Source organism: Aminobacter sp. Y103A, assembly GCF_030294925.1.
Lineage (GTDB): Bacteria > Pseudomonadota > Alphaproteobacteria > Rhizobiales > Rhizobiaceae > Aminobacter > Aminobacter ciceronei.
Map to the genome: position 1 here is coordinate 1,512,086 of NZ_AP017986.1, position 15,411 is coordinate 1,527,496.

Genomic DNA, 15,411 nt, shown 5'->3' on the forward strand with positions numbered 1-15,411 from the left:
ATGAAACATCCGCTCTCGGCCGTAACCGACCGCCTCGTCATCCTCATTCCCTATTTCTGGCTGCTGTTCTTCTTCCTCATTCCGTTCTTCATCGTCTTCAAGATCTCCCTGTCGACGACGGCGATCGCCATGCCGCCCTACACGCCCGTGCTCGGGCTTTCAGACGGCGTGTCCGGCCTGATAACGCAGATCGGCGAGTTCAGCTTCGACAATTACCTCTGGCTGACGCAGGACGCGCTCTACTTCAACGCCTATGTCTCAAGCGTGATCATCGCCGGGATCTCGACATTGCTGGCGCTGATCGTCGGCTATCCCATCGCCTATGGCATGGCGCGTGCGCCGGCGACGATCCGGCCGACGCTGCTGATGCTGGTGATCCTGCCGTTCTGGACCAGCTTCCTGATCCGCGTTTATGCCTGGATCGGCATCCTCAAGCCCGAGGGCCTGCTCAACCAGCTGCTGCTCGCCACCGGCATCATCGACCAGCCGCTGGTGATCCTCAACACGCATACGGCGATCTTCATCGGCATCGTCTATTCCTACCTGCCGTTCATGATCCTGCCGCTCTATTCGGCGCTGGAGAAGATGGACTATTCGCTGATCGAGGCGGCGCAGGACCTCGGCTGCCCGCCGATGACGGCGTTCTGGAAGGTCACCTTCCCGCTGTCGCTGCCCGGCGTGATCGCCGGCTGCCTGCTGGTGTTTATCCCTGCCGTCGGCGAGTTCGTCATCCCCGACCTGCTCGGCGGCTCGCAGACGCTGATGATCGGCAAGACGCTGTGGAACGAATTCTTCGCCAACCGTGACTGGCCGGTTTCCTCAGCAGTGGCGGTGATCCTGCTTCTGCTGCTTGTCGTGCCGATCATGTTCTTCCAGCAGGCGCAGGCACGCGCCCAGGAACAGGGGCGCTGAGATGAATGCGAGCTGGAGCCGCTTCAACATCACGGCCATCGTACTGGGCTTTGCCTTCCTCTATCTGCCCATCGTGCTTTTGGTCGTCTTCTCCTTCAACGAATCCAAGCTCGTCACTGTCTGGGGCGGGTTCTCGACCAAATGGTACGTCTCCTTGTTCCACAATCAGGGCCTGATGGACGCGGCCTGGGTGACCATCCGCGTCGGCCTGATCTCGGCGACGATGGCCACAGTTCTCGGGACGCTCGCAGCACTTGCGCTGACCCGCTACACCAGGTTCCGGGGCAGGGTGCTGTTTTCGGGCATGGTGTTTGCGCCGCTGGTCATGCCCGAGGTCATCACCGGCCTGTCGCTGCTGCTGCTGTTCGTCGCCGTCGGGCTCGATCGCGGCTTCTTCACCCTGACGCTCGCCCACATCACCTTCTCGATGTGCTTCGTCGCCGTCGTGGTGCAGTCGCGGCTCGTCACATTCGACCGCTCGCTCGAGGAAGCGGCGATGGATCTTGGCGCCCCGCCTGTCAAAACCTTCTTTCAGATCACCTTGCCGGTCATCCTGCCGGCGATCGTCTCGGGCTGGATGCTGGCCTTCACGCTCTCCATCGACGACCTAGTGATTTCGAGCTTCACCTCGGGGCCGGGTGCGACGACGCTGCCGATGAAGATCTACAGCCAGGTGCGCCTCGGCGTGACACCCGAGATCAATGCCGCCTGCACAATCCTGATCGGCATCGTCGCCTGCGGCGTCATCGCCGCTTCGCTGGTCAACAAGCGGCGCGAGGTCCAGCGCCTGCGCGACGAACAGGCAGCACAGCGAGGGTGAGCTGGCGTCCCGTGTCGTTGCCGGCAACTGCCACAACGGGATCCATAGGGCACCAGGAAAGAGGTTTGGAGCAGCCGAAAAGGCGAGAGTTTCCAAGGGTATGCCACTGGATAAGCAAAAGTCGCCATGATAGCGTCTGGCGATTGTTTCAAGGAGTAGGGTCGATGACGCGTTTTCTAGCCACAGCAGCAGCTTTGTCTTTCGTCGCCTTGGCCGCTACGGCCTGTAACACCCCGCAGGAGCGCGCGGTCGGCGGCGGCGCCGTCGGTGCCGTGGGCGGTGCCCTGGTCGGCCAGGCCATCGGCGGCAACACCGGCGCAACCGTCGCGGGCGCCGTCATTGGCGGCCTTGCCGGCGCGATGATCGGCGCGGGCACGGCGCCCGGCGAATGCCGCTACCACCAGTACGACAACCGTGGCCGGCCGATGTACGACCGCTACGGCAAGCCGGTGACCTATCTGGCGCCCTGCCAGTAAGCACCTCCGCCATCGCGGTACATTTTCGTGCCTCAGGGACATCGAAAACGGCGCGCTTCATCCGAAGCGCGCCGGTTTTCGTTTTCCACCGAGTGTCGTTTGGCCAAGGTCTGTCTGCGCCGCGCAATCGTTTTTCTACTCGTGCAGGTAGTCCGCAATGGCCTTTGCCGTTGCCTCGGCAGTGTCACGCGAAACCTGCGGCAGCCCCATGTGGTCGCTGGCAATCGACAGCAGATAATCCCTGGCCTTTTCCACCGACCAGCCATCCCCAAGCCCGGACGCTGCCTCGATCAGGTAGCTGTCATATTCATCCGTGAAGGGCTGGTCGCACCAGTCCGCACCGGGCTCACGCAGTCCGATAGGGTCCCAGGTTGACCAGCCGATGGCGCGCAGCCTCGAAAGATCCAGGGGCTTCGGATCGGGCATGGTCGGCCGTCTGCGTCCGGGATCGAGATCAGCCGCAGAACGCGCGGACGATCTTGCCGGTCGTGGGATCGGTTTCGACGGTGACGCGCTCCTGGCGGAAATCCATCGTCGCCGGATCGCCCGGCTTGTGCTGGCGAACGATGGTTGCACCGGTGAGGCGCATCACCTCGTCGTCGGCGATCCGGTCCTTGCCGGCGAGTGATTCTGCCGCACCGCGATCGCAGATCCCCGACGTCGGCTGTGCTGCCACGGGCTCTTTCTGGCATCCGGCGAGGATGATCACCGTCGTGGCAATGCCGGCGGCAACGCGCAGGTCGATCATGGGCATGTTCCTTTGATTCGCAGTTTCAGCAGACGATCGGGCCGGAATGCGGCTGCACTATGCAAGGCCACGCTGCCTGTCATCGATGCTTGAAGCTGTCTTGGGGGAGGAAAATGGTACGGTTGGGTGGGCTCGAACCACCGACCTCCGGATCCACAATCCGGCGCTCTAACCAACTGAGCTACAACCGCGTACCTGTTGGTGCGGCGTCAATACGGACTCTTCGGACGCATTTCAAGAGCTTTGCGCATATTCCACTGCGGCGATTTGCGCTGCCTGTGGGAAGTCGTTGAAATCAGGCCTTCCGGCGCCTGCAAAAAAAGAAAAAGGCCGGCGGGAGGAGGTGCCGGCCTTTTCCTTTATGTGACCAGCGGGAGGAGGTGCTGGCCGCTTCGCCCGGCAGGCAGAGGGAGGAGGAACCGCCCGCCGGGTATCTTGTTGGTCGCTGTCAGGCGGCCTTGAGGTCTTTCAGCGCCTTTTCGAAAGCGGTCTTGACCGGCTTCGAGACGTCTTCGGCGGCCTTCGAGGCAACGGCCTGGAATTCCTTGGCCTGCTCGACGGTCTGCTCGACGCGGCTGCGCAGATAAGAGGTCTGCAGCTCGACGATCTCCGACAGCGTCTTGGCGCCGGCGAGAGCTTCGAGATGCGAGAAGCCGGCCTCGGCATTGGTGCGGAGCGCGGCAATCGCCTTGAGCGACAGCTCGTTGGTCACGCTGCGGGCGGTCTCGTAGCTCGACTCGATGGTCTTCTGGGCTTCTTCAGCACCGGTCTTGAGCTTGGTGTAAGCGTCCTTGGACTGCTCGACGCCCTTTTCTGCGAAGGCGCGGAACTGGTCGGAGGCCTTGGAAACGTCGAAGCTCGGCAGTTCAACGGTATCTGCGAATTCTGCGGTCTTGGTCTTGGACATTGTCTCACCCTGTGGACTGGACGGGGTGGTGTCACCCGTCTCGTTTATTCGCAACTCTCATATAGGGCATTCTATTGTGCATTGCAATATCTATGTTGCAGTGCACCATTTCGGCTTGGCGCGGGTTAACCACGTGACGAGAATAATCTCGCTCTGTGACAGCTGTTTGCTAGACCTTGGCGATGACGGCTTTTATTAACAAAGCGTTAATTGTGAGAATGCGCGCCTTGCGGGACATGTGAATGCCGTCAGCAGCCTATTCCTTTATCGACGTCGCGGTCGTTGATCGTGTCAGGCAGCGTTTTGCTGCCGGCGATGCCATCGTCGTGCTGTCGGTCGATCTCGAGGACGTGCTCTGGGCCAATGGTCCGGGCGCCGCCGTGCTCGGCTATGACGACATCGATGCGGTGATCGGCGCGCCGTCGCGCCTGGGGCCGATCGCCCGCCGCCAGATCGCTGCAACGTCGGGCTTTCCCGACATCGGCCGCGACCGCTCCATCATGGTGCGCGTGGCGTCGGGCCTGACGAGCACCGCCGTTGCCTTCGTCGCCAGTTCCGTCCGGCTGCCGGGTGGCGCGGCCGCAATCATGCTCGCCGTTCCCGCCAGCGCGCGGGGCGCCAAGGACATCGCCGCCAATGCCATCAGCGGTTTCACCGAGCAGGGACATTTCCTGGCTTTCCTCGACGCCCAAGGGGAGGTCGAGGCCGCAACCGACGGCTTTGCCAGGCTCGGCATCGCGCCATCGACGCTGGCCGGGCTGGTGTCGGCGGTTGGCCGTGAGCGCGACCGCATCATCAAGCGGGCCATTCCCGCGACCGGAGGCTATCTGCCGGCGGGCCTGGCACGTCTGACCGACGAGCCGGCGCGCCACCTGCTGGTCGTTGTCGACGAGCGCCTGGAGGTCATGGAAGACGCCGAAGCCGGCGAGCAACAGGAGGCAGCCCCGGCCGGCGCTGCGCGCGTCGAGGCACCGCCAGCTGATCCGGCGCCCGCGCCAGTTTCTGCACCGGCGACGGTGCAGTCGCAGGACCATGCCGATCACGACCACTGGTATTTCAGCCCCGAGGAACGCGAGAGCCGGGCCGGCGCCACCGTTCGCGCGGCAATGGCCGACAGGGCGGTTGCGGCGCCTGTCGTTGCCGAAGTCACCGAGGCGGCTGTCAGCGGGCCTGCCGCAGGTGACGTTCCAACCAACGAGCCGGTCTCAGCGCCCGAGCCGGTCGCCTGGTCGGCCACGCCGTCAGAGCGGACCGCCGAGCCGGCGTCCGCGCCGGAGCCTGTTGCCGAATCGGCTGACGTTTCGCAGCCTCTGGAAGAGCCTGTCGTCGCGGCAGAGCCCGCTGTGGCCGCTCAGCCCGCGCCATCGCAGCTGGCGCCGGCCAGGCCGGCACTGGATCGCTCGGCTGCCCCCGTCCGCTTCGTCTGGCGCACTGACGCCGACGGCCGTTTCAGCGCCATCTCGCCGGAATTCGCGGCTGTTGTCGGCGACCATGCGGCCGATGTCGTCGGCCGCCGTTTCCAGGATGTCTCGACCACCTTCGAACTCGACCCGTCGGGCGAGATCGCGGGTCTGCTGCAGCGCCGCGACACCTGGTCCGGTCGCTCGGTGCTCTGGCCGGTCGCCGGCACCGACTGGCGTATTCCGGTCGATCTCGCCGCATTGCCGGTCTATGGCCGCGATCGCAGCTTTGAAGGCTTTCGCGGTTTCGGCGTGGCGCGCCCCGGCGAGGCTGTCGTCGACCACGAGCGCATCGGACTGGCGCTGGTTCCCAACGGCAAGCATCCGGAACAGGCCGAGCCACAGCCGGACGCCGGCGTAGTGCAGCCTGCAGCCGAAGCCATCGCCGTTGAACCGGCGAATCCCTTAGCTGTCGAGCCTGCTGTACTGGCGCCTGAAGCCAGTCCGACCGAAGCCAGGCAACTGGCACCGGAGGTTGCTGAAACACCTTCCGTTGAAACCCGGCAAGCCGCCGAGCCGAACAACGCTGATGACCCTTTCGCCGGCGAAGTTCCGGCTCTCGAGATCGATCGCAAGCATGATCGGCGCTATTCCGACAAGGTGATCCGCCTGGCCGAGCACCGGCCGACGGCGGCTGAAGAACCCGCCAATGGCAAGGGCCTCTCCAGCACCGAGCGCAGCGCATTCCGCGAGATCGGCGAGAAGCTGAAGCGCGCGCACGAGATCGTCGCGACAAGGCAGCAGGCGGCAGCCACTGAGGCGGTCGAGATTCCAACAGCTGCGAAGCCTGAGGCGACGTCCGCGGCGGAAAAGCCAGTCTCGGAAAAGAACGGCGAAGCCGCCTCGGCCGAGATCGCGGCCTATGCTGAAGCCGCGGCCGCTGAAACGGCCGGGCATGTGCTGGTGGCAGATGAATCCCCCGAGCATGCTGTCGGCGAAAAGCCGGAGCCAAATGGAGCGGCGGATGCCGAGGAGCCGGCGACTTCAGACGCGGCTCTGCCCGCACCCGTCGAACAGCTTGCCGTCGAGAGTGCGGAAATCGTCTCGCTGGCTTCGGTGCGGCCGGTCGAGCCTGTCATCGAAGCCGTCGATGTCACGCGCAATGAGCCGGAAAAGCCGCCGCTGCGCGCCGAAGAAATCATCCCGTCCCTGGCCGCTGGGCGCGACACACCCGTCGATGCACCTATCCTCGAGCAACTGCCGGTGCCGGTGCTGATCCATGCCGGTGACGTGCTGCACTACGCCAATGCCGAGTTCCTCGACCTGACCGGCTACGGCTCGGTCGACGAACTGTCGCGGGCAGGCGGTCTCGATGCCCTGTTCGCCGAGAGCTACGGCGACCAGCCCGGTTCCGACCACGACCTGAAACTGAAGACCCGCGACGGCGACGAGTTCCCAATCGAAGCTGTGTTGCGCTCGGTGCCGTGGCAGGACGGCAAGGCGCTGATGCTGGTCGTCCGCCGCATCAGTGCCGACGACGAGGTCGAGGATGCCGTCGAACAGGTCGCCGAACTCGAAGAGCGTCTCGCCGAGATGCGCACGATCATCGACACCGCCACGGACGGCGTTGTGCTGATCGACCGCGACGGTGCCATCCGCTCGATCAGCCGTCCGGCCGAGGCCCTGTTCGGTTTCGACAGCGACGAGGTTACCGGCAAGCCGTTCTATTCGCTGTTCGCCATCGAGAGCCAGCGTGCCGCGCGCGACTATCTCGTCGGGCTGTCCGAACATGGCGTGGCAAGCGTGCTCAATGATGGCCGCGAGGTCATCGGCCGCGAGGCGCAAGGCCGGTTCATCCCGTTGTTCATGACCATCGGACGCCTGCCCAACGACAGCGGCTTCTGCGCCGTGGTCCGCGACATCACCCAGTGGAAGCGCGCCGAGGAGGAACTGACCCAGGCGCGCGCCGTGGCCGAGCGGTCGTCGTCCCAGAAGACCGATTTTCTCGCCCGCATCAGCCACGAGATCCGCACTCCGCTCAACGCCATCATCGGTTTTTCCGAACTGATGGTCGACGAGAAGTTCGGCCCGGTCGCCAATGACCGCTATCGCGACTATCTCCGCGACATCAACCGCTCCGGCAACCATGTGCTGTCGCTGGTCAACGACTTGCTCGACATTTCCAAGATCGAGGCCGGCCAGCAGGAGATGGATTACGAGGCGGTGTCGCTCAACGACACCCTTGCCGAGACCGTGGCGATGATGCAGCCGCAGGCCAATCGCGAGCGCGTCATCATCCGCTCCAGCTTTGCCTCGCGCCTGCCCGAGATCGTCGCCGACCGACGCTCGATCCGCCAGATCGCGCTCAATGTGCTGTCCAACGCCGTGCGCTATACCCAGGCCGGCGGTCAGGTCATCGTCTCGACCTCCTACGAGACCTCGGGCGACATCGTCATGCGGGTGCGCGACACCGGCATCGGCATGAGCCAGGCCGAGATCGAGCAGGCGCTGAAGCCGTTCAAGCAGATCAACTCGCTGAAGCGCTCGCGCGGCGACGGCACCGGTCTCGGACTGCCGCTGACCAAGGCGATGGTCGAGGCCAATCGCGCCCGTTTTGCCATCGCGTCGACGCCCGGCGAGGGCACGCTTGTCGAGGTTACTTTCCCCTCGACGCGCGTCCTTGCCGAGTAGTGGCTTGTTAGCGAGGTGCGACATTTCCGCACATTTTCGTGAACAAGCCATGCGATTGTTAGAAATTGTCGAACAAGTCCTTGAATCCGGTATGAAATGCTCCAGTTTAGAAATTTTCTAAACTATTGATATGGCTGACCTTTAAACTTGACCGGAAGAGTCACGATGACCATAGGGGAAGCAGTCTCGAAATCGAGGCTGCCATATGTTCCCTGAGGGAATTTGCCCCCTTTGGCCAGGAGAGAAAAATGAAGATTGGAAACGCCAGGTCGGCCGTCGCAGGCGGTGCGCTTGCCATTGCCGCACTCTTCACCACGTCGGCGCTCGCCGATGGCGTCGTGAACATCTACACCTATCGCCAGCCCGATCTGATCAAGCCGGTTCTCGAGGCCTTCACGGCCGAGACGGGCATCAAGACCGAAGTGCTGTTCCTCGACAAGGGTCTTGAGGAACGCGTCCTGGCAGAGGGCGCCAATTCGCCGGCCGACGTCATCATGACCGTCGACATCGCCCGTCTCACCTCGGCCAAGGAAAAAGGCGTCACCCAGCCGCTGGTCGACGAGGAAGTCAACAAGCTGCTGCCGGCCGAGTATCGCGATCCGGATGGCAACTGGTTCGGCGTCACCAAGCGCGCCCGCGTCATCTACGCCTCGAAGGAGCGCGTCAAGGACACCGCCATCACCTATGCCGAGCTTGCCGATCCCAAGTGGAAGGGCAAGATCTGCATGCGTTCGGGCCAGCACGACTACAACCTCGCTTTGTTCTCGGCAGCCATTGCCCACTGGGGTCCGGAAAAGACCGAAGAGTGGATGAAGGGCCTCAAGGCCAACCTCGCCAAGAAGCCTGACGGCGGCGACCGTCCGCAGGCCGGCGCGATTGCCGCCGGCGAGTGCGACATCGCCATCGGCAACACCTATTATGTCGGCCTGATGCGCAACAACGAGAAGGACCCGAAGGAAAAGGAATGGGGCAACGCCATCAACGTGCTCTTCCCGACCTTCGAGAACGGCCTGACCCACGTCAACATCTCAGGCGCAGCACTCGCCAAGAACGCGCCGAACCGTGACAACGCCGTCAAGCTGATCCGCTTCCTCGCCAGCCACAAGGCCCAGCAGGTCTACGCCGAGAAGAACTACGAATATCCGGTCGAGCCGGGCCTCGAGCCATCCGAGACGGTCAAGGCGTTCGGCACGCTCAACGCCGACACCTTGCCACTGGTCGACGTGGCCAAGGGCCGCAAGCCAGCGTCCGAGATGGTCGATCGCGTCGGCCTCGACGACGGCCCGAGCAGCTGATAGGCAGCGACATGAACTGAGGAAGAGCCGGGCCGGGCGATGATCGGTCCGGCTTTTCTGCATTGGCGCAGCGGCCCGAAAACGGCATCGATTGAAGACGAAGCGCAGATTCGATGGAGCGTCATGTGCGTCCAACGGGAACGCGCGACGCCGCAGAGAGGATTGATCTTTGCCGACGACAGGCGGAGCAGAGGCGGGAGCATCAGGCGTGGCGTCGGCCGCGGGCGTCAGGCCGTTGCCCGTCAAGCGCCTGCGCCATCCGCTTATCGGCACGCTGGCGCTCGCCGTCGGCATCGTCGTCATCCTGCCGGTTCTGTCGCTCGCCTTCGTCGCGCTTTCCGGTACGGGCGAGGACTGGCCGCATCTGATCGCCAACGTGCTGCCCGGCGCCACGCGCACGACGCTGGCGCTGCTGGCGATGGTGGCCGCACTCACATCGATTGCCGGCGTCGCCTGCGCCTGGGCGGTCGTCGCTTATGATTTTCCCTTCCGCCGCATCCTGTCCTGGGCGCTGGTGCTGCCGCTGGCCGTGCCGCCCTATCTCGCGGCCTATGCCTTTGGCGAGTTCTTCCATTACCAGGGGCCGGTGCAGAGCCTGGTCCGCGCAATTTTCGGTTTTGAGACGATCCGCGACTACTGGTTTCCCGATATCCGCTCGACCTGGGGCACGGCCTTCGTACTCGCCTCTGTGCTCTATCCTTACGTCTATCTCACCACCCGCATCGTCTTCCTGATGCAGGGCCGCAACATCGCCGACGTCGCGCGCACGCTCGGCGCATCGCCGGCACGCGTGTTCTGGCGCGTGCTTCTGCCCGTGGCGCGGCCGGCCATCGTTGCCGGTGTCGCCCTGGTGCTGATGGAGACGATCAACGACATCGGCGCCGCCGAATATTTCGGCGTCCGCACGCTGACGGTCGCCGTCTACACCACCTGGCTCAACCGCGGCAGCCTGGAGGGCGGCGCGCAGATCGCCATCCTGATGCTGGTGCTTGTGCTGCTCCTGCTTGTCGCCGAGCAATGGGCGCGCCGGCGTCAGCGCTTCCATTCCGGGCGCGGCACCCATCTCAAGGTTCATCCGCCTCGCACAGCCCTCAAGGGCTGGAGGCGCTTTGCCCTGCCTGCCGCCGTGTCGTTGCCGATCCTCAGCGGCTTCGGCGTGCCGATCACCATCTTCGGCCAATATGCCTCGCGCCGGCTCGAGCAGTTCGTCTCGCCCGACGTGGCCAGCGCCTTCCTCAACAGCCTGATGACGGCGTCGCTGACGGCCGTCTTCACCGTCGTCATTGCGCTGTTCCTGCTCAATGCCCAGCGCCTGTCGAAAGGCCGGGCCATGGCCGCCACCGTGCGTCTCGCCTCGGTCGGCTACGCCCTTCCCGGAGGCATCCTCGGGCTCGGCCTGCTGTTCGTGCTGGCACGCTTCGACAATTCGCTCGATACCTTTGCGCGCGCCTGGCTCGGATTCTCGACCGGGCTGCTGCTCACCGGCTCGGCCGCGGCGGTGATCATTGCCTGCACCATCCGCTTCGTTGCCCTGGCCGAGGGCGCGGTCCGCTCCGGCATGGAGAAGCTGCCTGGCAGCCTCGACGAAGCTGCGCGCAGCCTCGGCAAGACGCCGGCGCAAAGTGCTGCCAGCGTGCTTCTGCCATTGCTCAAGCCGGCGATCCTGACAGCTGCGGTTCTCGTCTTCGTCGACACCGTCAAGGAACTGTCGGCGACCATCCTGCTCAGGCCCTTCGGCTTCAGCACGCTGGCGACGCATGTCTATGAAAACGCCTCACGCGGCGTCCCGGAAGAAGGGGCGGTGGCGGCAATCGTCATCATCATTACCGCCATGGTACCGGTGGTGTTGCTTTCGGGCGCGCTGGTGCGCGACGCCGAGGCATCGCTCTAAGTTCTTTTTAGACCAGGCTAAAGAAAAAGGCGCCACTGGGGCGCCCTTAAGGTAGATGCTGTTTCAACGGGGACTTGAGCTGAACTGGCTATCCTCAGAGATGAGGAAAGGGATTTCTCCCTCAAGTTGACAACGACTATCAGGGTCGAACCTTAACAGCACCTTACCCCAGTGATGAAAAATTTACGAAAGTGTACCACTCCTGAAGTCTAGGTAAATTTGGCGGTTACGTCTTGTTAGGCATGCCGCGTCTCAGCTCCTGAGCTGCGCGATGTCGCTGTAGAGATCCAGCGCTTCGGGATTGGCCAGCGCCTCCTTGTTCTTGACGGGGCGGCCATGGACGATGTCGCGGACGGCGAGTTCGGTGATCTTGCCCGACTTGGTGCGCGGGATATCGGTGACCGCCACGATTTTGGCCGGCACGTGGCGCGGGCTGGCGCCGGTGCGAATCTTGGTCCGAATGCGCTTCTCCAGGTCCTCGTCGAGGGTGACCCCGGGCGCGAGGCGAACGAACAGCACGACGCGCACGTCGCCGTCCCAGTCCTGTCCGATGCAGATCGCCTCGGCGATCTCCGGCATCTGCTCGACCTGGTTGTAGATCTCGGCGGTGCCGATGCGCACGCCGCCCGGGTTCAGCGTCGCGTCCGAGCGGCCATGGATGATCATGCCGCCATGCGCTGTCCATTCGGCGAAGTCGCCATGGCACCAGACATTGTCGAAACGCTCGAAATAGGCGGCGTGGTACTTCTTGCCGTCGGGGTCGTTCCAGAAGCCGATCGGCATCGCCGGAAACGCCTTGGCGCAGACCAGTTCGCCCTTCTCCCGGCGCACCGGCTTGCCGTCATCGTTCCAGACGTCGACCGCGAGGCCGAGGCCGGCGCCCTGGATCTCGCCGGTCCAGACCGGCTCGGTCGGCACGCCGAGCACGAAGCACGAGACGATGTCGGTGCCGCCCGAGATCGAGGCGAGGTGGATGTCCTTCTTGATGCCGTCATAGACGAAATCAAAGCCCTCCGGCGACAGCGGCGAGCCGGTCGACGAGATGGTGCGCACGCTGCCGAGGTCGTGGCTGTCGATGGGCCTGAGACCGGCCTTGCGCACCGAGTCGATGAACTTCGCCGAGGTGCCGAAATAGGTCATCTTCTCGGCATCGGCGAAGTCGAACAGCACATTGCCGTCGGGATGGAACGGCGAGCCGTCATAGAGCAGCAGCGTCGCTTCCGCAGCAAGACCCGAGACCAGCCAGTTCCACATCATCCAGCCGCAGGTGGTGAAGTAGAAGAAGCGGTCGCCCGGCTTGAGCCCGGCATGCAGGCGCAGTTCCTTGACGTGCTGGATCAGCGTGCCGCCGGCCGAGTGCACGATGCATTTCGGGATGCCCGTCGTGCCCGACGAGAACAGGATATAGAGCGGATGCGAAAAGGGCAGGGGCTCGAACGTCACAGCCTTTGCCGCGAATGGCGCCAGCGCATCGTCGAGCGCCTCGGCCTTGCCGATGGTCGCGGCAACGTCTGTCGCAGTGCCGAGATAGTCGACGACCAGCACCTTGGTCACACTTCCGAGCTTGCCGGCGACGGCTGCGATCTTCGATCCGACCTCGATATGCTTGCCGGCATACCAGTAGCCGTCGGGTGCGATGAACAGCTTTGGCTCGATCTGGCCGAAGCGGTCGAGCACGCCCTGTTCGCCGAAGTCGGGCGAGCATGACGACCAGACGGCGCCCAGCGAGGCGGTTGCCAGCATTGCGGCCACCGTCTCCGGCATGTTCGGCATCATCGCGGCGATGCGGTCGCCCTTGGCAACGCCAAGCGACACGAACAACTGCTGCAGCCTCGATACCAGTGCCGCAAGTTCGTCCCAGGTGAGCCGGCGCTCGACCTTGTCCTCGCCGCGGAAGACGATGGCCTCGCCGCTGCCCGAGCCGCGCAACAGGTTCTGCGCGAAGTTCAGGCTGGCATCGGGGTAGAACTGTGCTCCCGGCATGCTGTTGCCATCAACGAGCACGTGGCCGCCCTTGTCGCCGATAACGCCGCAGAAGTCCCAGACAAGATCCCAGAACGCCTCGCGCTCGCTGATCGACCAGGCATGCAGTTCGGCATAGTTGGTGAACGACTGGCCGGCGCGCGCGCCCGCCGCAGCCATGAACGCCGTAAGGGGCGCTTGCGCCACCTGCGTTGACGAGGGCGTCCAAAGCGGCTTTTCGACAGTCATCGGCATCTCTCCCAGAACGCGCATGGTTATGCATGTCGCACTGCAGCAGATCAAGGAAATGTCGATTAGCGCCATTGCGCTGTGCGCAAACGTCATCGCATGGCCACAAAGACTTGAAATGCCGCGTTACTCGGTTACACCCGTTAGCCACAACGGCGCAGCACGGGCGGCACAAGGGCAACATGCCATCACCACTGTTCAGGCGCAGCATCTGGGCGATCACAGGACTCATCATCCTGATCGCCGCCACCGTTGCCGCCGTGCCGTTCATCGCTTCCACCCAGATCGTCAAGGACCGCATCGCCTTCGAGATGAGCGCGTGGAGCGGCTTCCGCGTGTCGATCGAAGGCACGCCCGACATCGAGATCTGGCCGGTGTTCCGCGCCACCCTGACCGACGTCACCCTGACCGACTGGGATGACGAGAAGGGTTCGCCGGTCATCGAGGCCGAACGCGTTGAAATCGAGCTGTCGGCGCTTTCGGCGCTCAGCGGCAATGTCGATTTCTCCGACGCGCATTTCATCCGGCCGACCTTGCGCCTGAAGCGGCTTGCCGACGGCGGCGTGGAGATGCCGCATTCGACCGGCGGGCGCCTCAGCCGCGCCATCGAGCGTGCCCGCGCCACCGTCGCGTCGAATCCTGCCGAACCTGACCTCAGTGCGCTGCCTGATGACGAATTCGGCGCCGTCGAGTTCATCGATGGCCGTGTCGTGGCCGTTTCCGACGAGGGCGAGGACGAACTCCTGAGCGACCTCACCGGCAAGGCCAGCCTGCCGGCGCTGAACAAAGCCGGGAAGCTCACGGCAACCGGTGTCTGGCATGGCGAGCAGGTGGCGATCGAATTGTCGTCGCCGCGTCCGCTGATGCTGTTTGCCGGTGGCGAGGCACCGATCGTCGCTTCGCTGAAATCGGCGCCTGTCGAAGCCTCGTTCGACGGCACCATCGACATGGGCCCCGATGCGCATGTCGATGGCCAGGCCAAGATCGTATCGCCGTCCTTCCGGCGCATGCTGGAATGGTCCAAGCCGGGCATCCTGCCTGGAAGCCCTGTCGGATCGATTTCGCTCGCCTCCAAGATTACGGGCGATGTGTCCCGCCTCAAGATCGAGAACGCGCAAGTCACGCTCGACGGCAATCCCGGCATGGGCATCCTCGATCTGTCGCTCGATGGGCCCGTGCCGGCGCTTTCGGGCACACTGGCTTTCGACACGCTCGACCTGATGACGTTTGCCTCGTCCTTCGCTCCCATGACCCCGGCAAACGGGCCCACGACGGCCGAGATCGACACCAGCTTTTCCGACCGCATCAATCTCGATCTCAGGCTGTCGGCGACGAAGGCGACGGCCGGTTCCATCGCGCTCGCCGAGGTCGCGGCAACGGCACAGGTCAAGGGTGGGCTGGCGGCATTCGACATTTCCGATGCGGAAGCCTTTGGCGGCAATGTCCAGGCCAGCATCCGTTTCGACCGTAAGCCGGCCGGCACACAGGCGGAGATGCGGTTGCTTGCGTCCGATATCGACGGCGGCGCCTTCGGCACCGCGGCGGGCATGAGCCACATCGTGCCGATCGGCCGCGGCACCGTGTCGGTTATCCTCCAGGGCCCGGGCCTGAACTGGAACACGCTGCTGGAGAATGCCAACGGCTCGGTCGCCGCCACCTTCGGCGTCGGCGCGATTGCCGGGCTCGACATGGCGGCCTTCCTCAAGCGTACCGCCGATCGCGGTTTCTTCTCGCTCGACGAAGTCTCGGGCGGTACGCTGCCGGTCGATGGTGTCGAGCTCAAGGCGACCATCTCCAACGGTGTTGCCAAGATCGACAAGGCGGAGGCACGCACGCCGACGAGCCGCATCTGGCTGACCGGCATCGTGCCTTATGTCGGTCGTGGGCTCGCGCTCTCGGGTGCGATCGAGGCCAAGGAGATCACCGCCTCTTCCTCGACGACGACAACCCCTGTTGCACCGGCGGTGCGGCCAACGGCATTCTTCGTCGGCGGCTCGTGGAGCGCACCGTTCATTTCGCCGCTGGTGGCGCCCGTTATCTCGTCGCCTACGGGCGACTGA

Annotated in this window: 11 protein-coding genes and 1 tRNA gene; 7 read left to right on the top strand and 5 right to left on the bottom strand. The window is 64.1% G+C overall.

Features of this window, described 5'->3' with window-relative positions:
• From Amn_RS07280 to Amn_RS07290, 3 genes are all read left to right on the top strand, one after another.
• Positions 1-912, top strand: a complete 912-nt coding sequence (locus Amn_RS07280; RefSeq protein WP_067965209.1) for an ABC transporter permease subunit — start codon at positions 1-3, stop codon at positions 910-912.
• Between the two features lies 1 nt (position 913).
• Complete coding sequence (locus Amn_RS07285; RefSeq protein ID WP_067965207.1) at positions 914-1,732, top strand: ABC transporter permease; 819 nt, start codon at positions 914-916, stop codon at positions 1,730-1,732.
• 164 nt (positions 1,733-1,896) lie between these two features.
• Positions 1,897-2,208 carry a YMGG-like glycine zipper-containing protein gene (locus tag Amn_RS07290; RefSeq protein WP_067965203.1) on the top strand — a complete coding sequence of 104 codons (312 nt, stop codon included), beginning with the start codon at positions 1,897-1,899 and terminating at the stop codon, positions 2,206-2,208.
• A 135-nt stretch (positions 2,209-2,343) separates the two neighbouring features.
• On the opposite strand, the gene Amn_RS07295 is transcribed toward Amn_RS07290, so the two are convergent.
• From Amn_RS07295 to Amn_RS07310, 4 genes are all read right to left on the bottom strand, one after another.
• Positions 2,344-2,634, bottom strand: a complete 291-nt coding sequence (locus Amn_RS07295; RefSeq protein ID WP_067965201.1) for a hypothetical protein — start codon at positions 2,632-2,634, stop codon at positions 2,344-2,346.
• Between the two features lie 28 nt (positions 2,635-2,662).
• On the bottom strand, positions 2,663-2,956 hold the full coding sequence (locus Amn_RS07300) for an I78 family peptidase inhibitor (RefSeq protein ID WP_067965198.1): 294 nt from the start codon (positions 2,954-2,956) through the stop codon (positions 2,663-2,665).
• Positions 2,957-3,070: 114 nt separating this feature from the next.
• Positions 3,071-3,147: transfer RNA gene (locus tag Amn_RS07305), tRNA-His, on the bottom strand.
• 257 nt (positions 3,148-3,404) lie between these two features.
• Positions 3,405-3,863 (bottom strand): phasin, encoded by a 459-nt coding sequence (locus Amn_RS07310; protein ID WP_067965195.1) that lies wholly within the window; start codon positions 3,861-3,863, stop codon positions 3,405-3,407.
• Positions 3,864-4,105: 242 nt separating this feature from the next.
• Here Amn_RS07310 and Amn_RS07315 point away from each other — a divergent pair, with 242 nt between their 5' ends.
• The 3 genes from Amn_RS07315 to Amn_RS07325 all read left to right on the top strand — a co-directional run bounded on the left by Amn_RS07315 (position 4,106) and on the right by Amn_RS07325 (position 11,140).
• The gene (locus tag Amn_RS07315; protein WP_154385336.1) at positions 4,106-7,954 is read left to right on the top strand and encodes a PAS domain S-box protein; all 3,849 of its coding nucleotides are present in this window, start codon (positions 4,106-4,108) and stop codon (positions 7,952-7,954) included.
• Between the two features lie 248 nt (positions 7,955-8,202).
• On the top strand, positions 8,203-9,249 hold the full coding sequence (locus tag Amn_RS07320; protein ID WP_154385337.1) for a Fe(3+) ABC transporter substrate-binding protein: 1,047 nt from the start codon (positions 8,203-8,205) through the stop codon (positions 9,247-9,249).
• A gap of 418 nt (positions 9,250-9,667) precedes the next feature.
• Positions 9,668-11,140, top strand: coding sequence for an ABC transporter permease (locus Amn_RS07325; protein ID WP_286297942.1), 1,473 nt, complete (start codon positions 9,668-9,670; stop codon positions 11,138-11,140).
• Positions 11,141-11,392: 252 nt separating this feature from the next.
• On the opposite strand, the gene Amn_RS07330 is transcribed toward Amn_RS07325, so the two are convergent.
• Positions 11,393-13,351 carry an acetoacetate--CoA ligase gene (locus Amn_RS07330; RefSeq protein ID WP_154385339.1) on the bottom strand — a complete coding sequence of 653 codons (1,959 nt, stop codon included), beginning with the start codon at positions 13,349-13,351 and terminating at the stop codon, positions 11,393-11,395.
• Positions 13,352-13,533: 182 nt separating this feature from the next.
• On the opposite strand from Amn_RS07330, the gene Amn_RS07335 reads away from it, so the two are divergent.
• Positions 13,534-15,411 carry an AsmA family protein gene (locus tag Amn_RS07335; RefSeq protein ID WP_154385340.1) on the top strand — a complete coding sequence of 626 codons (1,878 nt, stop codon included), beginning with the start codon at positions 13,534-13,536 and terminating at the stop codon, positions 15,409-15,411.

What these genes read in the sequence shown, in the direction of transcription:
- Amn_RS07320 (WP_154385337.1), top strand. Translation starts at nt 8,203, where the DNA reads ATGAAGATTGGAAACGCCAGGTCGGCCGTCGCAGGCGGTGCGCTTGCC.
- Amn_RS07280 (WP_067965209.1), top strand. Translation starts at nt 1, where the DNA reads ATGAAACATCCGCTCTCGGCCGTAACCGACCGCCTCGTCATCCTCATT.
- Amn_RS07330 (WP_154385339.1), bottom strand. Translation starts at nt 13,351, where the DNA reads ATGACTGTCGAAAAGCCGCTTTGGACGCCCTCGTCAACGCAGGTGGCG.
- Amn_RS07290 (WP_067965203.1), top strand. Translation starts at nt 1,897, where the DNA reads ATGACGCGTTTTCTAGCCACAGCAGCAGCTTTGTCTTTCGTCGCCTTG.
- Amn_RS07300 (WP_067965198.1), bottom strand. Translation starts at nt 2,956, where the DNA reads ATGATCGACCTGCGCGTTGCCGCCGGCATTGCCACGACGGTGATCATC.
- Amn_RS07315 (WP_154385336.1), top strand. Translation starts at nt 4,106, where the DNA reads ATGCCGTCAGCAGCCTATTCCTTTATCGACGTCGCGGTCGTTGATCGT.
- Amn_RS07325 (WP_286297942.1), top strand. Translation starts at nt 9,668, where the DNA reads ATGGTGGCCGCACTCACATCGATTGCCGGCGTCGCCTGCGCCTGGGCG.
- Amn_RS07295 (WP_067965201.1), bottom strand. Translation starts at nt 2,634, where the DNA reads ATGCCCGATCCGAAGCCCCTGGATCTTTCGAGGCTGCGCGCCATCGGC.
- Amn_RS07285 (WP_067965207.1), top strand. Translation starts at nt 914, where the DNA reads ATGAATGCGAGCTGGAGCCGCTTCAACATCACGGCCATCGTACTGGGC.
- Amn_RS07310 (WP_067965195.1), bottom strand. Translation starts at nt 3,863, where the DNA reads ATGTCCAAGACCAAGACCGCAGAATTCGCAGATACCGTTGAACTGCCG.
- Amn_RS07335 (WP_154385340.1), top strand. Translation starts at nt 13,534, where the DNA reads ATGCCATCACCACTGTTCAGGCGCAGCATCTGGGCGATCACAGGACTC.